The 15662-nt window shown below is 66.2% G+C and carries 17 protein-coding genes; 8 read left to right on the forward strand and 9 right to left on the reverse strand.

Annotated features, from left to right (window positions below):
- Positions 1 to 131: 131 nt before the first annotated feature.
- Both hisH and hisB read right to left on the reverse strand, forming a co-directional pair.
- Entirely contained in the window at positions 132 to 740 is a 609-nt protein-coding gene (hisH, locus tag QZL87_RS15415) for an imidazole glycerol phosphate synthase subunit HisH (RefSeq protein ID WP_295321060.1), read from the reverse strand.
- Between the two features lie 196 nt (positions 741 to 936).
- Positions 937 to 1524, reverse strand: coding sequence for an imidazoleglycerol-phosphate dehydratase HisB (gene hisB / locus QZL87_RS15420; protein ID WP_295321062.1), 588 nt, complete (start codon positions 1522 to 1524; stop codon positions 937 to 939).
- A gap of 97 nt (positions 1525 to 1621) precedes the next feature.
- On the opposite strand from hisB, the gene QZL87_RS15425 reads away from it, so the two are divergent.
- From QZL87_RS15425 to QZL87_RS15440, 4 genes are read left to right on the forward strand one after another with little or no spacing between them, the layout of a single operon-like run.
- Complete coding sequence (locus tag QZL87_RS15425; protein ID WP_295321064.1) at positions 1622 to 2104, forward strand: ClpXP protease specificity-enhancing factor SspB; 483 nt, start codon at positions 1622 to 1624, stop codon at positions 2102 to 2104.
- Position 2105: 1 nt separating this feature from the next.
- The gene (locus tag QZL87_RS15430) at positions 2106 to 2417 is read left to right on the forward strand and encodes a hypothetical protein (RefSeq protein ID WP_295321068.1); all 312 of its coding nucleotides are present in this window, start codon (positions 2106 to 2108) and stop codon (positions 2415 to 2417) included.
- A complete protein-coding gene (fumC, locus tag QZL87_RS15435) occupies positions 2414 to 3826 on the forward strand; it encodes a class II fumarate hydratase (protein ID WP_295321071.1) in 1413 nt (470 codons plus the stop codon). The genes QZL87_RS15430 and fumC overlap by 4 nt, the downstream gene beginning before the upstream one ends.
- Before the next feature lie 21 nt (positions 3827 to 3847).
- Positions 3848 to 4216, forward strand: coding sequence for a hypothetical protein (locus tag QZL87_RS15440; RefSeq protein WP_295321073.1), 369 nt, complete (start codon positions 3848 to 3850; stop codon positions 4214 to 4216).
- A gap of 190 nt (positions 4217 to 4406) precedes the next feature.
- On the opposite strand, the gene QZL87_RS15445 is transcribed toward QZL87_RS15440, so the two are convergent.
- Positions 4407 to 4967 (reverse strand): DUF2585 domain-containing protein, encoded by a 561-nt coding sequence (locus QZL87_RS15445; protein ID WP_295321075.1) that lies wholly within the window; start codon positions 4965 to 4967, stop codon positions 4407 to 4409.
- Positions 4968 to 5019: 52 nt separating this feature from the next.
- Between QZL87_RS15445 and gmk the strand changes: the two genes are divergently transcribed.
- Complete coding sequence (gmk, locus tag QZL87_RS15450; protein WP_295321077.1) at positions 5020 to 5682, forward strand: guanylate kinase; 663 nt, start codon at positions 5020 to 5022, stop codon at positions 5680 to 5682.
- Between the two features lie 188 nt (positions 5683 to 5870).
- Here the strand turns inward: gmk and QZL87_RS15455 are convergent, their stop codons facing one another.
- The 4 genes from QZL87_RS15455 to QZL87_RS15470 form a co-directional block, all read right to left on the reverse strand.
- On the reverse strand, positions 5871 to 6308 hold the full coding sequence (locus QZL87_RS15455) for an acyl-CoA thioesterase (protein WP_295321078.1): 438 nt from the start codon (positions 6306 to 6308) through the stop codon (positions 5871 to 5873).
- 1 nt (position 6309) lies between these two features.
- Positions 6310 to 7092 carry an SDR family NAD(P)-dependent oxidoreductase gene (locus QZL87_RS15460; protein WP_295321080.1) on the reverse strand — a complete coding sequence of 261 codons (783 nt, stop codon included), beginning with the start codon at positions 7090 to 7092 and terminating at the stop codon, positions 6310 to 6312.
- A gap of 160 nt (positions 7093 to 7252) precedes the next feature.
- A complete protein-coding gene (locus QZL87_RS15465) occupies positions 7253 to 8422 on the reverse strand; it encodes an acetyl-CoA C-acetyltransferase (protein WP_295321084.1) in 1170 nt (389 codons plus the stop codon).
- A gap of 155 nt (positions 8423 to 8577) precedes the next feature.
- On the reverse strand, positions 8578 to 9732 hold the full coding sequence (locus QZL87_RS15470) for an acyl-CoA dehydrogenase family protein (RefSeq protein ID WP_295326961.1): 1155 nt from the start codon (positions 9730 to 9732) through the stop codon (positions 8578 to 8580).
- 266 nt (positions 9733 to 9998) lie between these two features.
- Between QZL87_RS15470 and QZL87_RS15475 the strand changes: the two genes are divergently transcribed.
- Both QZL87_RS15475 and QZL87_RS15480 read left to right on the forward strand, forming a co-directional pair.
- Positions 9999 to 10868 carry an SMP-30/gluconolactonase/LRE family protein gene (locus QZL87_RS15475; protein WP_295321086.1) on the forward strand — a complete coding sequence of 290 codons (870 nt, stop codon included), beginning with the start codon at positions 9999 to 10001 and terminating at the stop codon, positions 10866 to 10868.
- A gap of 320 nt (positions 10869 to 11188) precedes the next feature.
- Positions 11189 to 13306, forward strand: a complete 2118-nt coding sequence (locus QZL87_RS15480) for a M3 family metallopeptidase (RefSeq protein WP_295321089.1) — start codon at positions 11189 to 11191, stop codon at positions 13304 to 13306.
- Between the two features lie 63 nt (positions 13307 to 13369).
- On the opposite strand, the gene QZL87_RS15485 is transcribed toward QZL87_RS15480, so the two are convergent.
- Both QZL87_RS15485 and QZL87_RS15490 read right to left on the reverse strand, forming a co-directional pair.
- Positions 13370 to 13795 carry a hypothetical protein gene (locus QZL87_RS15485; protein ID WP_295321093.1) on the reverse strand — a complete coding sequence of 142 codons (426 nt, stop codon included), beginning with the start codon at positions 13793 to 13795 and terminating at the stop codon, positions 13370 to 13372.
- 33 nt (positions 13796 to 13828) lie between these two features.
- Entirely contained in the window at positions 13829 to 14578 is a 750-nt protein-coding gene (locus tag QZL87_RS15490) for an SDR family oxidoreductase (protein ID WP_295321096.1), read from the reverse strand.
- Positions 14579 to 14676: 98 nt separating this feature from the next.
- On the opposite strand from QZL87_RS15490, the gene QZL87_RS15495 reads away from it, so the two are divergent.
- Entirely contained in the window at positions 14677 to 15573 is an 897-nt protein-coding gene (locus tag QZL87_RS15495) for a LysR family transcriptional regulator (RefSeq protein WP_295321099.1), read from the forward strand.
- Positions 15574 to 15662 lie beyond the last annotated feature (89 nt).

Genomic DNA, 15662 nt, shown 5'->3' on the forward strand with positions numbered 1-15662 from the left:
GCCCCTCCCCTTCAGGGGAGGGGTTGGGGTGGGGGCTATCAGCGTAGCGCAAGGCCGATGGCCCCCACCCGCTGCGACTAGGGAGCAAGCTCCCAAGTCTCGCTGCCCTCCCCTGAAGGGGAGGGCGTGAACTAGGGCCGCCACGTCAGGAACCTTTCGAGCGTTGCGAGGCCGTAGGCCTGGCTTTTTTCGGGGTGGAACTGGACGCCGACGATATTGTCCTTCGCCACCGCGGCGGTGAAGGTCGCGCCGTGGCTGCTCGTCGCGGCGACGTGGGCGGCATCGGCGAAATGATAGGAGTGGAGATAATAGGCCTCGCCCGCCGCGATCACCGGATGCGCCACGGTCGGCGCGACGTCGTTCCAGCCCATGTGCGGGATGCGGAGGCCCGGTACGGGATCGAAGGCGCGGACGGTGCCGCCGATCCAGCCGAGCCCTTCATGCCGTCCATGCTCCTCGCCCGCGTCGGCGAGCAATTGCATGCCGACGCAGATGCCGAGGAAGGGCGCCCCCTCGCCGCGCACGCGATGCTCCATGGCCGCGATCAACCCGTCGATCGCCGAAAGGCCATTCATGCACGCCGCGAAGGCGCCGACGCCGGGAAGCACGATGCGGTCGGCGCGGGCGACGACATCGGGATCGGCGGTGACGGCAACATCATCCGCGCCCGCCGCGACGAGCGCGTTATGCACCGAGCGAAGATTGCCCGCGCCATAGTCGATCAGGGCGATGGCGCTCAAATCTCCCTCCCGCTTGCGGGAGGGGGGCACTGGGTGAACCAGCCCCCGGCTGGTTCAGGTCGTGCCGGGGGCACGACCGACCCTGAGCCGGGTGGGGCGAGCGAAGCGAGCGGCTGCGTGTGCGTGGCCCACCCCGCTGCGACTAGCGAACAAGTTCGCAAGTCTCGCTGCCCCTCCCGCTTGCGGGAGGGGAGGCTCACAAGACCCCCTTGGTCGAGGGGATCGCATCGCCCTTGCGCGGGTCGATTTCGACCGCCTGGCGCAGCGCGCGCGCGAGCGCCTTGTACATGCTTTCGGCGATGTGGTGGTTATTCTCGCCGTAGAGCATCTCGATGTGCAGCGTGATCCCCGCGGTCTGCGCGAAACTCGCGAACCAGTGCGGGAACATCTCGGTGTCCATTTCGCCGAGCCGCGGCTGCGAGAAGCTGGATTTATAGACGCAGTGCGGGCGTCCCGAAATGTCGAGCACGCAGCGCGTCAGCGTCTCGTCCATCGGCGCGTGCGCCTCGCCATAGCGGGCGATGCCGCGCTTGTCGCCGAGCGCCTTCGCGACCGCTTCGCCGAGCGCGAGCGCTGAATCCTCGACCGTGTGATGCTGGTCGATGTGGAGGTCGCCCTTCACCTGCATCGATATGTCGATCAGCGAGTGGCGCGACAGTTGCTCGACCATATGGTCGAGGAAACCGATGCCGGTGGACACCGAATATTCGCCCGTGCCGTCGAGATTGACGGTGATCGCGATATCCGTTTCCTTGGTCGTGCGCTGGACGGTGGCGGTTCGCATGGGCGACCCCTTAGAGCGTCTGTTTCGCGTTGCAAGGCGATTCTCCCCCCTTGACCCCCCTTGACCCGCACGCGGCGCGCGTTCATCCCCTCGCGTCATGAGTGATGACGTTCGCGACAGCCTGATTCCCTATGACGAAATCGTGCAGGATGCGCTGCGCGCCGTGGTCGGCCGCGTGCTGAGCCAGATCGAAGGCTATGACAGCCTGCCCGGCGAACATCATTTCTATATCACCTTCAAGACGCAGGCCCCCGGGGTCGACATCCCCGCGCATCTGATCGCCAAATTTCCCGACGAAATGACGATCGTGCTGCAAAACCGCTTCTGGGACCTCAGCGTCGCGGAGGATCATTTCCGCGTCGGCCTGTCGTTCAACCAGACGCCGTCGATGCTGACGATCCCCTATGCGTCGATCACCGCCTTCGTCGATCCGTCGGTCGATTTCGGGCTGCAATTCCAGGTCAGCGACGACGAGGCCGCGCAGCCCGAGCCGCATGACGAGGCCGACAATGATCGCCCCGACGTGACGAGCGAGGACGGATCGAACGTCGTGACGGTGGATTTCGGCAAGCGGAAATAGCGTGGCGGGCCCCGCCTGGCCCCCCAGCCGTTTCTGGCAATATTGGGCGCTCGCCGGCATGGTGGTGCTGACCGCCGCCTTCTGGTGGGGCGTCGAGGGCTATGCCATCTTCGAGGCGCGCCGGCACGGCCAGATCGCCGAAGGGCTGCTGCGCTTCACGCTGTTGATCCTGACCCCGGCGCTGATGCTCGTCTGGCTGGCCGCGGCGTGGCTGCGGCGGCGGGTGGGCGAGAGCGGCTATTGGCAATTGCTCGGCCTCGTCGCGATGATCTGGGCGGGCGCGGTTCTGGTGACAAGGATGCTGGTAGCATGAGCATGCGAACGGAAAGCGACTCCATCGGAAATATCGAGGTTCCGGCCGAAGCCTATTGGGGCGCGCAGACCGAACGCAGCCGCCATAATTTCGCCTTTCCCGCGCACGAGCGGATGCCCCTGCCGATCGTCCATGCCCTCGCGCGGATCAAGGGCGCGGCGGCGCGGGTCAACCGCGACCATGGGCTCGATGCGGGACTGGCCGATGCGATCGCCGAGGCGGCCGAGGCCGTCGTCGCGGGCCGGTACGACGACCAGTTCCCGCTCGCGATCTGGCAGACGGGCAGCGGCACCCAGTCGAACATGAACGCGAACGAGGTGATCGCGGGAATCGCGAACGAAAAGCTCGCGGGCACGCGCGGCGGCAAGGCTCCGGTCCATCCCAACGACCATGTCAACATGGGCCAGTCGTCGAACGACAGTTTCCCGACCGCGCTGCACGTCGCGGTCGCGGTCGAGACGACGGCGCGGCTGCTGCCCGCACTGGCCGAATTGACCGATGCGCTCGCCGCCAAGGCCGAAGCCTGGGGCGAGATCGTCAAGATCGGGCGCACCCATTTGCAGGACGCGACGCCGCTGACGCTCGGCCAGGAATTTTCGGGCTATGTGGCGCAACTGATCGCCTGTCGCGCGCGGATCGAGGGCGCGCTCGCGCACAATATCTGCAAGCTGGCGCAGGGCGGCACCGCGGTCGGCACCGGGCTCAACGCGCCCGCGGGCTTCGACGTCGCGATGGCCGAAGAGCTGTCGAAAAGCACGGGCATCGCGTTCGAGCCCGCGCGAAACAAGTTCGAGGCGCTCGCATCGAACGACGGGCTCGTCTTCTTCTCGGGCGCGCTGAACACGCTGGCCGTCGCGCTGACCAAGATCGCGAACGACATCCGCCTGCTCGGATCGGGCCCGCGCGCGGGGCTCGGCGAGCTCGACCTGCCCGCGAACGAGCCGGGCAGCTCGATCATGCCCGGCAAGGTCAACCCGACCCAGTGCGAGATGCTGACGATGGTCGCCGCGCAGGTGATCGGCAACCATCAGGCGGTGACCGTCGGCGGCTTGCAGGGTCATCTCGAACTCAATGTCTTCAAGCCGCTGATCGGGTCGAACGTGCTGCGCTCGATCGAGCTGCTGAGCATCGGCATGACGGGCTTCACCGAACATTGCGTCGTCGGGATCGAGCCCAATCGCGCGCGCATCGACGAGCTGATGAACCGTTCGCTGATGCTGGTGACGGCACTCGCGCCCGAAATCGGTTACGACAAGGCCGCGAAGATCGCGAAGCACGCGCACGAGACGGGGAGCACGCTCAAGGAAGCGGCGCTCGACCTTGGTTATGTCGATGCCGCGACCTTCGATCGCGTCGTCGATCCGCGCATCATGCTGGGTTCGGAACCCCGGCACGTGCCGGGGCATTAATCGGGGGAAGGAGAGATGAGCATGATCGGTCGCATCGTAGGCGGCGTTCTGGGCAGCGCCATCGGACGCCAGAAGGGCAATCATCCCGTCGCGGGCGCGGTGATCGGCGCCGGCACCTTGTTCGCGGCGCGGCGCCTGTTCCCGCAACGCTATGCGGTGCTCGCGGCGACTGTCGCGGGCGCCTATCTCACGAAACGATGGGCCGAGCGCGCCGAAGCGCGCAAGGCGGCGCGCGAGGCGCATGCGATCGATCCCGCGCTGGCGGATGCGGGGGTCGTCGATACCTATGCGGGCACTGCGAAAGTGCCGACCGACGGCGAAACGATCGGCGACGCGCTGCCGCCGGTTATTCCGGTCGACAGCAACGGCCGGGGCGCGGCGATCCATTGAAAGCCGCCTTCCCCCTCGATGGGGGAAGGATACGCAGCCTTATCGCGAAGCGATTAGGCGAAGTTGGATGGGGGTGAAGGCGCGTCCTTGCACCACGGTTTCGGGCCGAGAGCGCACCCCCTCCGCTGCGACTAGCGAACAAGTTCGCAAGTCTCGCTGCCTCCCCCATCAAGGGGGAGGATATCGAGTGTCACCCCGCCTGCCATTCCTTCACCGCCTCGACGGGCGCGACAAGCATCAGCACATTGAGCGTCAGATTGTCGCGGATCGTCCATAGCGTGAACAGCTCGAACAGAATCGCGACCGCCACGGTGACCCACCAGCGCATCCGGCTCGCCGCGAGGAAGCCGAGGATCATGAAGAGCGCGTCGCTCACCGAATTGAGGATCGAATCGCCCGAATAGCCATAGGCCATGGTGACTTCGCGATAGCGGTCGATGATGACGGGCGAATTTTCGAGGATTTCCCACGCCGCCTCGATCCCGATCGCGAGCGCGAGCGCGACCCACAAGGGCCGGCGCGGGATGAGCCAGCGCGACAGGCCGAAGAAGAGGAAGCCGTGGATGACATGGCTGAAGCTGTACCAGTCCGAAACCTGCTGGCTGTTCTGGTTCGATTGCACGGTGCCGTGCCACAGGCTGACCGTCCCGCACGGGCAGATCGGCGGGCGCCCCATCGCGAAGAGAATGGCGGCGAAGGCGGCGAGCAGCGCCGCGGCGACCAGCCAGCCCCGTCTTGAAATCCCCAGCATCTCGCCGCCCCTTCCCGCTTGACCGCGCCCGTCTCTCGCGCAATTAGCGCCCATGACCGAAAGCGTCCACCTGAACCGCCGCGGCGTGTTGTTCGTCCTCTCCTCGCCCTCGGGCGCGGGCAAGACCACGATCTCGAGGATGATGCTCGAGGCCGACAAGGATATCGCCCTATCGATCTCCGCGACGACGCGCCCGCCGCGGCCCGGCGAGATCGACGGGGTCCATTATCATTTCGTCGATGTCGAAACCTTCAAGAAGATGGCCGCCGACGGCGAGTTTCTCGAATGGGCGCATGTCTTCGGGCACCGTTACGGCACGCCGCGCGCGCCCGTCGAGGAGTTGCTCGCCGCGGGCAAGGATGTGCTGTTCGACATCGACTGGCAGGGCGCGCAGCAGCTTTATCAGGAAGCCGGGCCCGACGTCGTGCGCGTCTTCGTGCTGCCGCCGACGATGGAGGAACTGGAGCGGCGGCTGCGCAGCCGCAATACCGACAGCGACGAGGTGATCGCCGCGCGGATGGAGCGCGCCGCGAACGAGATCAGCCACTGGGACGGTTACGACTATGTGCTGATCAACGATGATGTCGAAGGCTGCTTCGACGAGGTGCGCGCGATCCTGCGCGCAGAGCGGCTGAAGCGGCGGCGGCAGATCGGGCTGATCGGCTTTGCGCGCGATTTGATCCGGTCGGTGCCCGATGCGGACAAGAAGCTCTGATTTTTACCTCCTCCCCCTTGATGGGGGAGGCAGCGAGACTTGGCGGCTTGCCGCCTAGTCGCAGCGGCGGGGGTCCGGTTTCGGCCTGAAGCGGGCGGCGCAAGGACGCACCATCACCCTCATCCAACAGCGCCTAGCGCCTTCGGCGCAAGGCTTCGTATCCTTCTCCCATCAAGGGAGAAGGAGTTTTACGCCGCCCGCGCCAGCTTCGCTTCGAGTTCCGCCACCATCTCCGCGCGCAGCGGTTTCGCCTGGCCGTCGGTGCGGCACACCACCACCGTGTCGCAGGTCGCGATGCAGCGGCCGTTCTGGAACATCGCCTGCACGATCGTCCAGCTCGAGGCGCCGAGGCGCCCGATGCCGGTTGCGATCTGGACCGGGTCTGGGAAATGACCCTCGGCGAGATAGTTGATCTCGACTGCGGCGACCATCGTGCGCTCGTTCGAGGGGCGCTCGCCGAGCGGACGCACGTCGCGGTTGAGGAGGACGCGGCCGCTTTCGAACAAGGCGGCGAAGGCCACATTGTTGAGGTGGCCGTTGATGTCCATGTCCTGAAAGCGCGTCTGCAGTTCGATGCAGACGGGGTAGCTGGCGGCGTCGAGCCGCCAGCTTTCCGGTTTGGGCATGTCAGCGCGGCGCCATGCGGATGCCGCCGTCGAGGCGGACGTCCTCGCCGTTGAAATAGCCGTTCTCGATCATGCAGAGCGCGAGATTGGCATATTCGTCGGGGTTGCCGAGCCGCTTCGGGTTGAGCACCGAGGCGCCGAGCGCATCGCGGACATTCTGCGGCGCGCCGGCGAGCAGCGGAGTGTCGAAGATGCCGGGCAGGATGGTGTTGACGCGGATATTCTCGTTGCCGAGGTCGCGCGCGATGGGGAGCGTCATGCCGACGACGCCGCCCTTCGACGCCGAATAGGCCGCCTGGCCGATCTGGCCGTCCTCGGCCGCGACGCTCGCGGTGTTGACGATCGCGCCGCGTTCGCCGTCTTCCATCGGGTCGAGCGTCAGCATGCCCGCCGCCGACTTGGCGATGCAGCGGAAGGTGCCGACGAGGTTGATCTGGATGATCCAGTTGAAGGCGTCGAGCGGGAAATGCTTGATGCTGCCGTCTTCCTTCGAGCGGCTCGCGGTCTTGATCGCGTTGCCGGTGCCCGCGCAGTTGACGAGGATGCGTTCCTGCCCGATCGCCGCGCGCGCCTTGGCGAACGCCGCGTCGACCGAGGCGTCGTCGGTGACGTTGCATTCGCAGAAGACGCCGCCGAGTTCCTCGGCGATCGCCTTGCCCTTTTCTTCCTGCAGGTCGAAGATCGCGACCTTGACGCCCTTCGAAGCGAGCAGGCGCGCGGTGGCGGCGCCGAGGCCCGAGGCGCCGCCGGTGACGACGGCGGATATAGTGGAATCGAGTTTCATGGGTTTCTCCTATTTAAGCCCCTCCCCTTCAGGGGAGGGGTTGGGGTGGGGGCTGTCGAGGTTGCGCAAGGCCGATGGCCCCCACCCCGCTCGACTAAGGCCCGGCTGCGCCGGACCAAGTCTCTCTGCCCCTCCCCTGAAGGGGAGGGGTTGCCGATCGTTACAGCCGCTCGACGATGGTCACATTCGCCTGGCCGCCGCCTTCGCACATCGTCTGGAGGCCATATTTGCCGCCCGTCGCGTCGAGCACGCCGAGCAGGGTCGCCATCAGCTTCGCGCCGCTGGCGCCGAGCGGGTGGCCGAGCGCGATCGCGCCGCCATGCTGGTTGAGCCGCGCCGGATCGGCGCCGAGATACTTGAGCCAGGCGAGCGGCACCGGCGCGAACGCCTCGTTGACCTCGTAAGCGTCGATGTCCTCGATCTTCATGCCCGCTTTCTTGAGCGCGCGTTCGGTCGCGAACAAAGGCTCTTCGAGCATGATCACCGGGTCGCCCGCGGTGACCGACACATGGTGGATGCGCGCGCGCGGGGTCAGGCCGTGGTCCTTCAGCGCCTGTTCGGAGCAGACGAGCACCGCCGACGATCCGTCGCAGATCTGGCTCGAGGTCGCGGCGGTGATCGTGCCGCCTTCCTGGAGCAGCTTCACCCCCGCGATGCTTTCCAGCGTCGCGTCGAAGCGGATGCCTTCGTCGATCTTGTGCCATTGCTTGCCCTCGGCCGTCTCGATCTCGACCGGCACGATCTCGCGATCGAATAGGCTGGCCTCGGTCGCCGCCTTGGCGCGGCGATGGCTTTCGAGCGCGAAGGCGTCGAGATCGTCCTTGGTGAAGCCGTGCTTCTTGACGATCATCTCGGCGCCCATGAACTGGCTGAACATGATGCCGGGATATTTTTCCTCGAGCCGCGGCGATTTATAATTGCCGAGCCCCTCCTTCATGAACAGCGTCGCGACGCTGCCCATCGGCACGCGCGTCATGCTTTCGATGCCGCTTGCGAGCACGATGTCCTGCGTGCCCGACATCACCGCCTGCGCCGCGAACTGGATCGCCTGCTGCGACGAACCGCACTGGCGGTCGATGGTGACGGCGGGGATCGAGTCGGGGAGCTTCGAGGCGAGCACCGCGTTGCGGCCGACGTCCATCGTCTGCTGGCCGCCCTGCGACACGCAGCCGGTGATGACGTCGTCGATCTTCGAGGTGTCGAAATCATTGCGGTCGGCAATCGCGTCGAACACCGCGGCGCCGAGGTCGACGGGGTGCGTGCCCGCGAGCCGGCCGCCGCGGCGGCCGCCGGCAGTGCGGACGGCATCGACGATATAGGCTGTAGCCATAGGGGAGTTCCTTTCTTAATTCCCCTCCCGCAGGCGGGAGGGGTCAGGGGTGGGCGCGAGCGAAGCGAGCATCCGGGGGTGAGATGCCCACCCCGCTGCGACTAGCGAGCAAGCTCGCAAGTCTCGCTGCCCCTCCCGCCTGCGGGAGGGGATTCTTACAATTTCCGCCCGATCAGTTCCTTCATGATCTCGTTGGTGCCGCCGAAGATGCGCGTCACGCGTGCCGCGCGCCAGGCGCGGGCGATCGGATATTCGTTCATATAGCCCGATCCGCCGAACAGCTGGAGGCACTTGTCCATCACCTCCCACTGGAGGTCGGTGTGCCACAGCTTCGCCGCGGCGCCCTCCTCGGGGGTCAGTTCCTTCTTCATGTGGCGCGCGAGCGCCCAATCGAGATGCGCCCAGCCGACCTGCAGCTTGGCCTTCAAATCGGCGAGCACGAAGCGGCTGTTCTGGAAATCGAGGATCGGTTTGCCGAACGCCTTGCGCTCGCGCGTATATTCGACCGTGTCGTCGAAGGCGCGCTGCGCCGAGGCCTGCGCGCTGACAGCGATCGACAGCCGCTCCTGGGGAAGCTCGCTCATCAGATAGATGAAGCCCTGCCCCTCTTCGCCGAGGCAGTTGGTGATCGGCACGCGGACGTCGTTGAAGAAAAGCTCCGACGTGTCGGCCTCGTCCTGCCCGATCTTGTCGAGGTTGCGCCCGCGCTGGAAGCCTTCGCGGTCGGCCTCGACGAGCACGATCGAGACGCCCTTCCACGCCGGCTCGACCTCGGTGTCGGTCTTGACGCAGACGAGGATCAGGTCGGCGTTCTGGCCGTTGGTGATGAAGGTCTTCGACCCGTTGATGACATAATGATTGCCGTCCTTTTTCGCGGTCGTGCGCATCCCCTGAAGGTCCGAGCCCGTGGCCGGTTCGGTCATCGCGATCGCGGTGATCGTCTCGCCCGACACCATCCTGGGCAGCCAGTGCTTCTTCTGCTCCTCGCTGCCATATTTGACGATGTAGCTGGTGACGATGTCCGACTGGAGCGAGAAGCCGGTGGTCGCGCGGCCATAATAGGCGCTTTCCTCGTCGACGATCGCATTATAGCCGAAGTCGAGGCCGAGCCCGCCATATTCCTCGGGGACCGTCGGGCAGAGCATGCCGATCTCGCCCGCCTTGGGCCAGATCGACTTGGGGACGATCTTGTCCTCGGCCCATTGCGCTGCGTTGGGCGCGACTTCCTTTTCGAGGAACTGGCGCACCGTCGCGCGGAACGCCTCATGATCCTCGTTATAGGCGGTGCGCGAGAGACTATCGAGCGACATCATTTTCCTTTCCCTTGGAGCAGCCGAACGCGAGCGGGGAGTCGGCCGCATCTTTCCGGGCCAAGAGACCTTACGTTTACGTCCACGTCAAGTGGAAAGACGCTACGGCATGAACTATCGCGTCGCCCCCGCGGAGGCGGGGGCCGCAGTCGGCCTTGCGCCACCTCTCCAGCGGCCCCCGCCTTCGCGGGGGCGACGGATGTGTATGGGAGCGAATAGGTTTGCAGCCGCTGGGCAGTCCTGCCCCGCCGCGCTATGACCGGCGCATGGTCCAACTGCTCCTCGACGCCGGCGCCTTGCTCGGCGAATCGCCCGTCTGGCACGCCGCCGAAGCCCGCCTCTATTGGGTCGATATAGAGGGCCGCAAAATCCATCGCACCGACCCGGCGACGGGCGCCGACGAAGTGATGGAACTCACCGAACAGGTCGGCTGCATCGCGCCGCGCGTGGGGGGCGGCCTTGTCGCCGCGCTCGAAAATGGCTGCGCGCTGATCGACCAATGGGGCGGCGCGCCGCGCGCCTTCGGCCCGGCGGTGCTCGCGGACAAGCCCGAGCAGCGTTTCAACGACGGGCGCGTCGATGCGCGCGGCCGGCTCTGGGTGGGCAGCCTGACGCGCGACAAGGCCAACCCCGCGGCGACGCTCTACCGGCTCGACCCCGACGGGTCGCTGACCGAAATCCTGCATGGGCTGACGACGAGCAACGGCGCGGCGTTCAGCCCCGACGGCGCCACCTTTTATCACGCCGACACGCCAAGCCACGCGATCCGCGCCTATGACGTCGATATGACCGCCGGGACGCTGGCGGGCGGCCGCGTCTTTCACCAGTTCGCGTTCGGCCATGGCCGCCCCGACGGCGCCGCGGTCGACGCCGAAGGTTGTTATTGGTCGGCGCTGTGGGACGGCTGGCGCGTCGTGCGCTTCTCGCCCGCGGGCGAGCTGATCCAGACGGTCGAGCTGCCGGTGCAGCACCCGACGATGATCGCGTTCGGCGGGCCGGATTTGAAGACGGCGTTCGTCACCAGCGCGGGCAAGAATCTGACCGATGAGGAGCGCAAGGCGCAGCCGCATGCGGGCGGGGTGTTCACTTTCCGTGTGGATGTGCCGGGGCTGGTTCAGCCGATGTTTGGGGGTTGAATATCCTCCCTGTGGCCGCAGGCCATGGGGAGGGGGACCGCCGCGAAGCGGTGGTGGAGGGGCGGCGACGTCGCGTTATGCCCCTCCGTCAGCGGCTTCGCCGCTGCCACCTCCCCATGGCCTGCGGCCACAGGGAGGATCAACTAGGCCTCCCACCCTTGCACCCCCCTGTCATATCCGGTTAAGACGGCTCCAGACATGGTTTCGTCCGAAACCTTATCCTCCGGGGAGATTTATCGATGTCGCGCCCAGCGCAGCCTTTTGCCCGCCGTTTGTCGATCCTGCTTGCATCCACCGCGATGATGGTGGGTTATAGCCAGATGAGCACCGCAACCGCCGCCGAACCCACCGCCGCCGCGCAGCCGGCCGCCTCCGCCTCCGCGGGCACGAACCCGCTGCTTGCACCCTGGACCGGCCCCTATGAAGGGGTGCCGCCGTGGGACAAGCTCGACCCCGAACTCTTCCCCGACGCCTTCACCAAGGGCATGGCCGAGACCAAGGCGCAGGTGCAGGCTGTGATCGACAATCCCGAGGCGCCGACCTTCGAGAATACGCATGTGCCGATGATGCTGGCGGGCGACACGATGGAGCGCCTCTTCGCGCTGTGGGGCGTGCAGACGTCGAACAAGTCGAGCGACCGCGTCGAGGACATCGACGCCGAATGGAGCCCCAAGCTCACCAAATTCTACACCGAGCTGTTCCTCGATCCGGGGCTCTTCGCGCGCTACAAGGCGGTTTACGAGAAGCGCCATTCGAGCGGGCTCGACGCGCAGCAGATCCGCATCGTCGAGCGCAGCTATGACGAGATGGTGCGCGACGGCGCCAACCTGTCGCCCGCCGACAAGGCGAAGCTGGTCGAGATGAACTCGAAGCTCGAAGGCCTGTTCTCGGCCTTCTCGTCGAAGCTGCTCGGCGACGAGAAGCTCTATACTTTCGTCACCGACAAGGCCGAGCTCGCGGGGCTCGAACCCGGCTTCGTCGCTTCGCTCGCCGCCGCCGCCGAAGCCAATGGCAAGCCCGGCCAGTGGGCGATCAAGAATACGCGCTCGTCGGCGCAGCCGGTGCTCCAGAATGCGACCAACCGCGCACTTCGCGAAAAGGTCTGGAAGGCCTTCGTGAACCGCGGCGACAATGGCGACGCGAACGATACCAATGCGACGATCGCCGAAATATTGAAGCTGCGCCAGCAGCGTGCCGAACTGCTCGGCTTCCCGACCCACGCGCATTACCGCATGGCCGACACGATGGCGAAGACCCCCGAGGCCGCGATGGGGCTGATGATGAAGGTCTGGCCCGCCGCCGTCGCGCGGGTGAAGGAAGAGGTCGCCGACATGCAGGCGATCGCCGATGCCGAGGCGAAGGCGAACAAGACGCCGAAGATCACGATCGAGCCGTGGGATTACCGCTTCTATGCCGAAAAGGTCCGCAAGGCGAAATACGACCTCGATGAAAGCGAAGTGAAGCCTTACCTCCAGCTCGACAAGCTGACCCAGGGCATGTTCTGGGCGGCGGGGCAGCTTTATGACCTCGGCTTCAAGGAAAATACCGGCACGATCCCGGTGTTCGACCCCAAGGTCCGCACCTTCGAGGTCTATAACCTCAAGACGAACGAGAATGTCGGGGTCTTCTACCTCGACAATTTCGCCCGCGACGGCAAACGCTCGGGCGCGTGGATGACCACCTATCGCAGCCAGCAGACGCTGGGCGGCGAACGCAATGTGCTCGCGTCGAACAACAATAATTTCACCGAAGCGGCAAAGGGCGAGCCGACGCTGATCAGTCTCGACGATGCGCAGACCCTGTTTCACGAATTCGGCCACGCGATCCATTACCTGCTCCAGCAGGTCCATTATCCGGCGCTCGCCGGCGTGCCGCGCGACTTCGTCGAATATCCGAGCCAGGTGAACGAAAATTGGCTGATGACCCCCGAAGTGCTGTCGAAATATGCGACGCACTACAAGACGGGCGAACCGATGCCGCAGGCGCTGGTCGACAAGATCCTCGCCTCCGACAAGTTCAACCAGGGTTTCACCACGGTCGAATATCTGGCGAGCGCGATCGTCGACATGAAGCTGCACGACCGCAAGACCCCGCCGACCGATGTCGACAAGTTCGAGCGCGAGACGCTCGCCGAAATCGGCATGCCGAAGGAAATCGTGATGCGGCACCGCCTGCCGCAGTTCGGCCATCTGTTCAGCTCGGACGCCTATTCGGCGGGCTATTATAGCTATCTGTGGTCCGAAACGATGGACGCCGACACCTGGGCGGCCTTCACCGAAGCCGGCGGTCCGTGGGATCGGACGGTGGCCGACAAATTCCGCACGATCCTGTTGATGACGGGCAACGAGACCGACCGCGCCGAGGCCTATCGCGCCTTCCGCGGCCGCGACCCCGATGTGAAGGCACTGCTGGCAAAGCGCGGTTTCCCGACCGAATAAGCGAAACGGTCGAGGCGGGATTTCCGCCTCGACCGCTTCACCGGTACGCCTGCCGGGCGCCGCTCAGGCGGCTTGCCGGCGCGCGGGCAGGAAATTGCCGTCGATGCCGCCGGGCCAGGGGGTTACGGTCTCGCCCGCGACCCGCCAGCGCCCGCCGTCCTTGCGCAATCGCAGTTCGTACATCGCCGCGGGCGCGTCGGGGCTCATGCGGCGGTAGAGGATGGCGGTCGCATGATCGCCCTGCTGTTCGACGTGGAGTATGCGGTGCTCGGTCGACAGCGGCGGTTCGCCCGCGTCGCGGCGCGCGCGGAACTCGGCGAAAGAGTCGGCGCGGCTGACGCGCCGCACCTCGCCGTCGCCGCCGAGCACCAGAAAGCTCTGGTCGGCGGTGTAGAGCCGCTCCATGCCGTCGATGTCATAGGCGCTGCCGATATGGACGACGTCGTGGATCAGCGCCGCGATCGCCGGGTCGGTGGGAGGCTGGGTCATGGTCTTTCCTTTCATTATGGGGAGATGCGGGTTTCAGAGCAGCGCCATGCCGCCATCGACGCGCAGGTTGATGCCGGTGACGAAGCTCCCCGCATCCGACGCGAGAAAGAGCGCGGCCTGCGCCAGCTCTTCGGGACGGGCGAAGCGGCCGAGCGGGATCGCGCCCGCCATCATCGCCTCGAACCCCGCGCGCTCTTCGGGCGGCACGCCGAGCTTTTCGACGATTGCGGTGTCGGTAGGACCGGGGCTCAGCATGTTGACGCGGATGCCGCGATCCTTGAATTCGAGCGCCCAGCTGCGCGCGAAGGCGCCGATCGCCGCTTTGGTCCCGGCATAGACGGGGTGGCCGTCAAGCACCTTGTCGCTCGCGAGCGAACCGACGCAGATGATCGCGCCGCCGTCGCGCAGCACCGGCGCCATGCTCTGCACCCCGAAAAAGGTGCCGCGCGCGTTAATCGCGAACTGCTGGTCATATTCGGCCTCGGTGACGTCGGACGAAGCGGTGATCGTGATGACGCCGGCGTTCGCGACATAGATGTCGGCGCCGCCGAAGCGTTCGCGGACGAAGCCGGCGAGCGCGCGATGGTGCGCGGGATCGGCGGAATCGCCTGGAAAGCCGACCGCTCCGGCGCCGATTTCGCGCACCGCATCATCGACGACTTGCCCCCGCCGGCCGGTGATCACCACCTCGGCGCCTTCGCGCGCAAAAAGCTTCGCGGTCGCGAGGCCGATGCCGCTGTTGCCGCCGGTGATGACGGCGGTCTTTCCCTTCAGACTCGACATGATCCTGTCCTTTCACATTGTGATGGACGCGATATGGCTATTCCCCAACGGCGGATAAGGCTGGACAATAGCACATCATCTTTGCCAAAAACTATCGAATGAAGCGATTGGAACGCACGACCGGGCTCTTCGCCTTCGTCCGCACGGTCGAAGCCGGTTCGTTCAGCGCGGCGGCGCGGATCGCGGGGACGACGCCGTCGGCGGTCTCGAAGAATGTCGAGCGGCTCGAGCGGCGGCTGGGGATCAAGCTGTTCCTGCGCTCGACGCGTTCGCTCGCGCTGACCACCGATGGCGCCGCTTATTACGAACGCATCGCGCCGCTGCTCCAGGCGCTCGAGGAGGCGGGCGACGCGCTGGGCGAGGCGGGCACTGCACGCGGGCGGCTGCGGATCAGCCTGCCCGGCATTTTGGGACCGATCCTCGTCGATGCGCTCACGCGCGATTTCATGACGCGCCATCCCGAGATCGCGCTCGAGATCAGCATCACCGACCGGCATGTCGACCTGGTGCGCGAAGGCTATGACGTCGCGCTGCGCGCGGGTGAGGTCGCGGCGACCGACTGGATCGCGCGGCCGCTCGGCACGCTGCCGCTCGTCCTCGTCGCGGCGCCCGCCTATCTGGAGCGCGCGGGCGTGCCTGCGTCGATCGATGAACTCCGGGAAGCGGCGCATATCCGCTACCGGCTCGGCGCGCGCGCCTATCCGATCGGCTTTGCCGACGGGTCGCGGCTCGCCGTCGACGGCGCGATCGACAGCGATTCGGGCCAGGCGATGCGGATCGCCGCGCTGAACGGCGCCGGGATCGCGCCATTGCTCCGCGCCGCGGTCGCGGGCGATCTGGCGGCGGGGCGGCTGGTCGAAGTGCTGCCGCAAAAGCCGCTCGCCGCGGTGCCGGTGCAGACGCTGCACGCCTTCGGACGCTTCGCGCCGCTGCGCGTGCGCCTGTTCCACGATTTCGTCGCCGCCGCACTGGCGCCCCACCTGCTGCCGCGCTGAAATCGCACGCCGCGCGCGTCGCCAACTTGCCGATTGACTGCCCGCCGGTTCGATATAAATATGATATCATATTCATATCGAGTGATTCG

Source organism: uncultured Sphingopyxis sp. (assembly GCF_900078365.1).
GTDB lineage: Bacteria > Pseudomonadota > Alphaproteobacteria > Sphingomonadales > Sphingomonadaceae > Sphingopyxis.

Coding starts and splice junctions, on each gene's coding strand:
- QZL87_RS15475 (WP_295321086.1), top strand. CDS start 9,999: ATGGTCCAACTGCTCCTCGACGCCGGCGCCTTGCTCGGCGAATCGCCC.
- QZL87_RS15455 (WP_295321078.1), bottom strand. CDS start 6,308: ATGCCCAAACCGGAAAGCTGGCGGCTCGACGCCGCCAGCTACCCCGTC.
- gmk (WP_295321077.1), top strand. CDS start 5,020: ATGACCGAAAGCGTCCACCTGAACCGCCGCGGCGTGTTGTTCGTCCTC.
- hisB (WP_295321062.1), bottom strand. CDS start 1,524: ATGCGAACCGCCACCGTCCAGCGCACGACCAAGGAAACGGATATCGCG.
- QZL87_RS15425 (WP_295321064.1), top strand. CDS start 1,622: ATGAGTGATGACGTTCGCGACAGCCTGATTCCCTATGACGAAATCGTG.
- QZL87_RS15485 (WP_295321093.1), bottom strand. CDS start 13,795: ATGACCCAGCCTCCCACCGACCCGGCGATCGCGGCGCTGATCCACGAC.
- QZL87_RS15440 (WP_295321073.1), top strand. CDS start 3,848: ATGATCGGTCGCATCGTAGGCGGCGTTCTGGGCAGCGCCATCGGACGC.
- QZL87_RS15490 (WP_295321096.1), bottom strand. CDS start 14,578: ATGTCGAGTCTGAAGGGAAAGACCGCCGTCATCACCGGCGGCAACAGC.
- fumC (WP_295321071.1), top strand. CDS start 2,414: ATGAGCATGCGAACGGAAAGCGACTCCATCGGAAATATCGAGGTTCCG.
- QZL87_RS15445 (WP_295321075.1), bottom strand. CDS start 4,967: ATGCTGGGGATTTCAAGACGGGGCTGGCTGGTCGCCGCGGCGCTGCTC.
- QZL87_RS15460 (WP_295321080.1), bottom strand. CDS start 7,092: ATGAAACTCGATTCCACTATATCCGCCGTCGTCACCGGCGGCGCCTCG.
- QZL87_RS15495 (WP_295321099.1), top strand. CDS start 14,677: ATGAAGCGATTGGAACGCACGACCGGGCTCTTCGCCTTCGTCCGCACG.
- QZL87_RS15480 (WP_295321089.1), top strand. CDS start 11,189: ATGAGCACCGCAACCGCCGCCGAACCCACCGCCGCCGCGCAGCCGGCC.
- QZL87_RS15470 (WP_295326961.1), bottom strand. CDS start 9,732: ATGTCGCTCGATAGTCTCTCGCGCACCGCCTATAACGAGGATCATGAG.
- QZL87_RS15465 (WP_295321084.1), bottom strand. CDS start 8,422: ATGGCTACAGCCTATATCGTCGATGCCGTCCGCACTGCCGGCGGCCGC.